The sequence below is a fragment of the Mesorhizobium sp. M0028 genome (assembly GCF_040323855.1).
Classification (GTDB): Bacteria; Pseudomonadota; Alphaproteobacteria; order Rhizobiales; family Rhizobiaceae; genus Mesorhizobium.
Genome location: NZ_JAMYVG010000029.1, coordinates 62,601 through 69,075, shown reverse-complemented (window position 1 = coordinate 69,075; position 6,475 = coordinate 62,601). Strand labels below are relative to the sequence as shown.

Below are 6,475 nucleotides of genomic sequence, written 5' to 3'. Positions count from 1 at the left end.
ACTACACTGGCCACTCTTGGACGTGCAGTCGTGGCTATCGGCAGCAGGGACAATCGTGTGTGGCCGTCGAGATCCCCGCAAATGCATCCCTCGACTACACTGGCCACTCTTGGACGTGCATGAGAGGTTTCCGTAACAATGGCGGGAGATGCGAGCCCTTCTCGATCCCTGAGAACGCCAAAATCGACTTCACGGGCAATAACTTCACATGTGTCCAGAATTTCAAGCGTGCCGGTGAAAAGTGCGAGCCGATGACGCAGGAGGAAATTCAGCATCAGAACTACCTTATCATGCTCGCGATGCAGTGCGGAGGAACCAAGTCCGTAGAAGTGCAAGGAACATGCGGCGATGATAGCGTCAACGGTGAGATCGACGTCTGCCAAGGGTCGAAGGAAGCCTCGGGGGATTTGGAGTTCGACAACGGCCTGACCACCAAGTTCGAAGGCACATGGACATCTGCCAACGAATTCGAAGGGTCTGACGGCTTCGGGAATAGCTGCGACCTTGAGGTCGACTGAACAGGGTGGACGGCGGGTCAGGGCTACTCGGTGTGGATGAACTCGTTCTTGCCGTCACGCAAGTCATTTTGCCCCCCACAAGGTCCGCCTCAATGTCTCCGAAGATTTCCCTCAGGTCGCTCGGCTGGTACCAGCGCTTGACGTTACAGAGCCCGCACCAAACAAGCCTCCGCTGCCCATCGGCAGCTGGCGCTATTTTCTGCGGGCAAAAAAAGCGGCAGACGCCTGTCCAAGTCTGCGACAGGTGCTAGACGTTGGATTCCGCTTTGCTTGTGCGCTCTTCGACGGTGTTTTCGTCGTCGCCTTGCGGCCAGACCACTAGCCTTAGCAAGTGCCGACCGCTGGGCTGCGTAGCTCGGCGCGACCACAGGATGGTCGCTAGTCAGACCCCGCTCGGCTCTGTACTCGTCAGGCGTCATGCCCAACAGACCTAGGTGGCGTAGGTCAGTCGGCACTTTTCATTCCGAGTTCGACACGAGCCATTGCACGGAAGCGGTCGCGCGCTTCTTCACCAATTCCGGTCACGACATTTTTGCCGGGCAATCTTCCTTGCGCGACCACACCCCAAGAGACATCGGCGCGGCCTTCGCGCTCAAAAATCTCTTTCGCGCGGCTTTCAACAGGGTCTTTCAGGTTGTGCATACGAATCTCCTATGCTGTTGCTAAGCATACCATCTTGCAGACCTAGGCTAGGTGACTGTCACGGAGTTCCGCTGCGGCGGGGAGTGTTGCGATTCGTCAGCTTGCCATCAGGTGTGACGTCGGCTAGGAAGATCATACCGTTCGACAACGAGATCGCTAGTTAGCGAGTTCGCCCGTCGAGCAGTGAATTGGTCGTTCCATCAGCCATTTCCTTTAACATCTCGAAAGACTGAAGCTCGTCCTGGCTCTGCTTTGTTGAGTCCCGCCGAAGTGAGGAGTGATGGAGATTGAGGGTGGCGTCGTCATCCGGCGCTCCGCATATTCCATGGCAGAGCGTATTGCTTGATCAGACCCAACTCTAGCCCAGCGCTGCCGTGAACCGGAAGTCCATTCCATTGCATGTCGGCCGGGAAGGCAGCATAGACATCTATCTTGGGATGGGCTGCCAATTCGGAGATCATCGCTGCGTTGATCCGAAGGCTAGTCCGTTGCGAAACCCCGGGACGGCCGTAGAAGTAGAGCCGTTTGGCTAAACCCATGGTCGCAACTCCGACGTACAATACAACGTTTTCCTTCGCAAAAGCATATACCCCGACCTCTTTGGGCAGAGCTCGATCCGTGACCAGCCGCTCGTCCGGCGAAAGAATCCAGCTTGCGACGTGCTTGAACCCCGCTGCTACAAGTTCCGCCACAAGAAGCTGTGGTTTGTTCGCCGGTGGCTTGGGCGCGGCTGGCAGAAAGCTGGCTGACGCAACTCGAGCTACGCCTGCATCTCTAAGAACCTTGTACGCATGTTGATATCTGATGCCCAGCTTGCGGGCGATATCCGCGGTTGCCATCCCTGATTCAGCCAAAGTACGAATGTCGTCGGAGGTGCTCATGCCTCGAAGTTTCCTGGTTCTTGCTTTGGCTGGGATTATCCAACTAAATGGTACTCAGTAGAAGGATGCTGGCGTGACCAAACTTTTCATTACATCTGGGGTTTTGCTGCTTCTCGTCAGTCAAATGTTTGCCCCTTGCGCGGCGGCGTCGGTTATTCGCAAAAATGTTCCCTACACCATTCGAGGAAAAACTGTCGCTGAAATAAACCGCCAAATATCTCAGAACGGCATGGATAAGTTTGTCGTGGTAACCGTTCAGCCCGATTCTGAAGTCAAATATTCGGCGTTGGGGTCGACTTGTAAAGTTAAGAGCGTCGAGCGCATGGTTAATGTTACCGTGCGATATCCTGTATTGGCGGACGGAGTTTCTCCCAAGCTACGAAAGCGTTGGAAGGCTTTCATGGCAGTCATGATGCAGCCTATCGACTACCATATGCAGCAGGCGAGGAGTGAGGCCGCAGCACTCGACGCGTTTTGGCAGAAAGATTTCTCGATGCCGGGGGATCCAAGGTGCGTTCGTCTCAACAAGCTTCTTACAGACCGAGCGCTTTCCGTGACGGACAGATACGAAGCCTTGGGCAAGCGCTACCAAACGGAGCAAATGCGGCCGGGCGGGCCTATCGAAAGGGCCACTAAGGAGTTTAACAAATTGCCGTAGCCCGAGTGGAATTGGCGCACTGGCGGCGGCCCTATGACCGGCTGGACCAGTCCTGACAGGGCAGAATTGACGCTGGCAATGATCTTCAGTGCCGTCGTCTGAGGAGCGGCGGAAGGGGCAACCCTGTTAATTTACCTTCCCTGGATATACTCCAGAGACTTTCAGAGACGTGCTTGCGCAGGCATGCCCCTCAGCCCATGATAGATTTTGGGTTTGGGTAGGCGGACAATAAATGCGTATGATTTCGATGGGCTTCGTCGTAGCCCTTTTGTTAGCTTCTTGTTTAGAGGCTACGGCACGGCGTCCAAATACCTTTCCACTGCCGACTTTGACGCACTATCAGACCCGCTTAGGTCTAGTCCCGGCTTCGCTGCGAACGCCGCAATCAGACGTCCTTTGGTTGGTTGTATCAAGTCGACCCACAGAGGAAGAGGCTATCGCCTTGGCGCAGTCGTATGCTCCGACCCTTGGGCCTACATTGGTCGCGCAAAGCCGCAACGGCGTATTTGCCATTATCGCCGGCACGTTGAACAACGATAGGGCCAGACCAAACCTGAGGACGCTTAAGGAGCTGCACATAGTCCCCCAAGATGCTTTTTTGTCTCGCGGCGAGAGCCTGGATCGCGTGGCTTGGCACTCGTTTCAACGAGGCGATTCCTTGGATTTCATGATGCAACAAGCTTACCGCCAAGTTGTTCAACGCCTTCAGGCTGCTATGACGCGGCTTTCGCTCTATGACGGTCCGGTTGACGGCTTGATTGGCCCGTCGACCGTAACTTCCTTCAAGGCGTACAGGGCCAATTTTGGTCTACCTGCAGGCGATCTGCTCACAGAATATGGTCTCGGGGAGATCGAGCGTAGCGCTGGAGATGGATTCAGGAACGACCAACAACGAAACCTTGCCCAATCGCTGGGCTTTAGTGATGCCCGGTCATACAGAGAGGCTATGGCAGGCGGATTCCCGTCGGCAAGCATATTTGCGCAGGCAAAGAACTTAGGTTTCAGCACTCAAAGAGAATTTGATGCCGCTGTCTTAGGAGGGTTCCGAAGCCGCGACGAATATCAACGCGCGCAGGCAGCAGGCTTCACATCCGCCGACGATTTCCGTGCAGCGCAGCAATTCGGGATTCAAACCAAAGCCGAATTGATAGCGTTTCGCGCGTCGGGTTTCACCGACCCCATCGAATTCAGGAACGCAAGTCAAAAGGGCTTCGCGGACAAGGCCTCGTTTGACAAGTCGGAGGCCCGCAGGCTCAAAGCGTCGAAGGCCGCCGCCACCATCTTGCTCTCCGATGCGGAAACATTTCTAAAATTGAATCCGCAGACGTCCAATTTGGTCGAGATCGCTGACAAAGCTGCTGCTCTGAATGCGCAAGTTCAGACGAATTCGGCCGATGCACTAAACGATTCCACGCTTCGCCTAACTAATCTGCTGATGGCAGTTTCATGCTTTGCCGAATTTTCCGCATCAAGGGACAAGGAACGGTCTCAGGACATCGAAAAACAAAAAGCGCTTATCGTGGCCGAGCTTCAGGGCGACCAGCAGGCGCTCAAGACCTGGATGGCGGCTCATCTCACTTCGAGCAAGCTGCCGTTGGTTGTCAGTGAAGTTAAGGCGCTGAGCGGCGTCACCTCGTCGTCGGATTTGGAGACCCTTACAGAGGCGAGAGACAACGTTCGGGCTCTTATCGCGAACCAAGATCTCACGAGTGAGTTGGCGGCCGCACAGGCCCTGTCGCAGGAAGAGCGCAACGGCGAATCGCAGGCAGACAATAATCCTGCATTCGCTCTTACAGAGTCGAACAAAGTTCTGCTTAGAGGAGCGCTTGATGACGTTGTTGTCCTGTACAACGCAGGTCCGGCAGCCCCGTCGCTATTGAAAACCCTGTCTGGCCAATTTTCATTTACCAAGAACGAGGCCTGGATTTGTCTATTTGGTGTGGAAAGCACTCCCGCGCTCGAAAAGGCTCTCCAAGCGGCGTTCGGCCCGCTAGGCGGAAAAGCTATCCACATTCGCCGCGAATGCGGCCAAGTGGATATCGAACAAACGGACGTGTTTTTTATCCAGAGGAAGAAGTTCGTTGAATCCAAACCGAGCTTCGCGATTGCGTATCTGGAGGCCATCGAGGCGAAGAGCCTTCGCCCCTTCGATACGCTAAATTTCGCCGACCTAAAGCGGCGAATTGACCAGGATAAGGCCCTCGCCAGCCAGATTGCGGCTGATGTCGAGAAAGGGTCGAGGATGGGATACGGTGGAATTCTGTTGGATAACAAATCCACCAGGATTTGCGGCGTGATTGATGGAGGACCGCAGGCTCATCTCGCTACTATTGATAAGCTGGCCGAACTTGCTTCCATCCCCAAGGCCGATCCACAAATCTCGAACGTTGACGCTGCGTACCAGGATGTACGCCGGGATAAGTGTCGGATCCTTTACGGGTCAACCGCGACCCTCAAAGCCGTGACCGAAGCTTTGACACGGGACAGCGTCAATTTTGCCTATGCCCCGATTTGGTTCGAACAGAGTGACCTAGCGGCGGCTCAAGCGAAGTTGGAGCTTGCCCGGCAAGAACTGGTTAAATCTGAAGAAACAGCGCGCGTTGCGGCCGAGGAGGCGAAGCGCGTTGCGGCCCAACGCCTCACGGAAGCGCAAAAGACGAAATCGGCGCAAGAGGCAGCTCTGCGTCAGAAGAACGGTCCAGCAGCCACCGCCCTTCTGAACATGTTTTCTGATGGCCTAAGAACGACTGTCCTCGCTGGCCAAGGGAATCAAGTGTCCTCCGCGGTCAATGTCCAAGGGCTATTTCCGGAGTTTGCCCGTTGGAACCAACAACTCGGCCAGGACGCGTGGAAGGCGACGGACGTCAGCTCGACCGTCGATGACTATGGTACCGTGAACTGGAAAAGCCGCAATTTGGCAGCCATCATCATCAAAACCGTCGTCAAGTTGGCGAGTGCCGAACGTGGGGAATACAAAGAAGAATGTTTCGTCTTCGGAGCAGTGATGGATGACGAATTCAAGATGGTGCGCGACCCGTACGAGGCAAGCTGTGGCAACGACACCTCGTCGGACTGGGCTGTCGGCCACGAGCTGAAGAGTCTGTGGGTGGTCAACTAGGGAGTGAATGGAATATTCTTGATTGGCTGCGGTGAGGCTGACCCGGCCTTTTGCGAAAGGCTGGTTTGACGGCTTGCATCCACCGGGATAACGCTTTCCCATTCAGCGGGGGGCTTCGGCGTGAGACAACTTTCATCCTTGCTTGTTTTGACAGTCATTGGCGTGGCAATCTGGACGGGTCTTTCCTATCTCTCGATCACACAATCGATGCCGAAGACACTCCAGAGCATGATTGACCAGAACATTCCCGGCAATCAACTTAAGGTGTCCTTTGTCAAGGTTCCGCTTCTGGCGGCCATCCCTCTCGTCGGTCCGGCAAAGACCGAAGGCTACTTTATGATCGAGAGGAAAGGCGGCGGGCAGATTGCCGGGAATTGCGCACTGGAGGCGATTGACTTCGAGCTTCGCGAAGCGGCCAACGATAAGATGACCGTCTGGATCGCTGGCAATGGGATACAGAAGCTTGCGCAGTGCGCGTTGCTGTGAGGCCTGTGGTCTGCGGCAGTTCCTCCCCTGCGCGCGCCACCAATCTTGCGTGAGTTGAATTGGGAGCCAGTAGCGTTTGTCGCACTTCCTTCGAAGAAACCTCGAAAGCATCGACTTCAGGTTCAAGACGAGATTATTTCAGGGGTGTTCAACCCGAGTTGCTGCAAAGCGG

The 6,475-nt window shown here is 55.2% G+C and carries 7 protein-coding genes; 4 read left to right on the top strand and 3 right to left on the bottom strand.

What is annotated here, in order from left to right; translation table 11 throughout:
* Positions 1 to 518 (top strand): hypothetical protein (locus NKJ93_RS31000; RefSeq protein WP_352593050.1); only part of this gene is annotated, 518 nt, incomplete at its 5' end.
* A gap of 143 nt (positions 519 to 661) precedes the next feature.
* On the opposite strand, the gene NKJ93_RS30995 is transcribed toward NKJ93_RS31000, so the two are convergent.
* The 3 genes from NKJ93_RS30995 to NKJ93_RS30985 all read right to left on the bottom strand — a co-directional run bounded on the left by NKJ93_RS30995 (position 662) and on the right by NKJ93_RS30985 (position 2,041).
* The gene (locus tag NKJ93_RS30995; RefSeq protein WP_352593047.1) at positions 662 to 937 is read right to left on the bottom strand and encodes a MucR family transcriptional regulator; all 276 of its coding nucleotides are present in this window, start codon (positions 935 to 937) and stop codon (positions 662 to 664) included.
* Between the two features lie 25 nt (positions 938 to 962).
* Positions 963 to 1,160, bottom strand: a complete 198-nt coding sequence (locus NKJ93_RS30990) for a hypothetical protein (protein ID WP_352593044.1) — start codon at positions 1,158 to 1,160, stop codon at positions 963 to 965.
* Between the two features lie 302 nt (positions 1,161 to 1,462).
* Positions 1,463 to 2,041, bottom strand: coding sequence for a GIY-YIG nuclease family protein (locus NKJ93_RS30985; RefSeq protein ID WP_352593041.1), 579 nt, complete (start codon positions 2,039 to 2,041; stop codon positions 1,463 to 1,465).
* 73 nt (positions 2,042 to 2,114) lie between these two features.
* Between NKJ93_RS30985 and NKJ93_RS30980 the strand changes: the two genes are divergently transcribed.
* From NKJ93_RS30980 to NKJ93_RS30970, 3 genes are all read left to right on the top strand, one after another.
* Positions 2,115 to 2,699 (top strand): DUF922 domain-containing protein, encoded by a 585-nt coding sequence (locus NKJ93_RS30980; RefSeq protein ID WP_352593038.1) that lies wholly within the window; start codon positions 2,115 to 2,117, stop codon positions 2,697 to 2,699.
* A 442-nt stretch (positions 2,700 to 3,141) separates the two neighbouring features.
* The gene (locus NKJ93_RS30975) at positions 3,142 to 5,817 is read left to right on the top strand and encodes a peptidoglycan-binding domain-containing protein (RefSeq protein WP_352593036.1); all 2,676 of its coding nucleotides are present in this window, start codon (positions 3,142 to 3,144) and stop codon (positions 5,815 to 5,817) included.
* A gap of 120 nt (positions 5,818 to 5,937) precedes the next feature.
* Positions 5,938 to 6,303 carry a hypothetical protein gene (locus NKJ93_RS30970; RefSeq protein ID WP_352593033.1) on the top strand — a complete coding sequence of 122 codons (366 nt, stop codon included), beginning with the start codon at positions 5,938 to 5,940 and terminating at the stop codon, positions 6,301 to 6,303.
* The last annotated feature ends 172 nt before the right edge of the window (positions 6,304 to 6,475 follow it).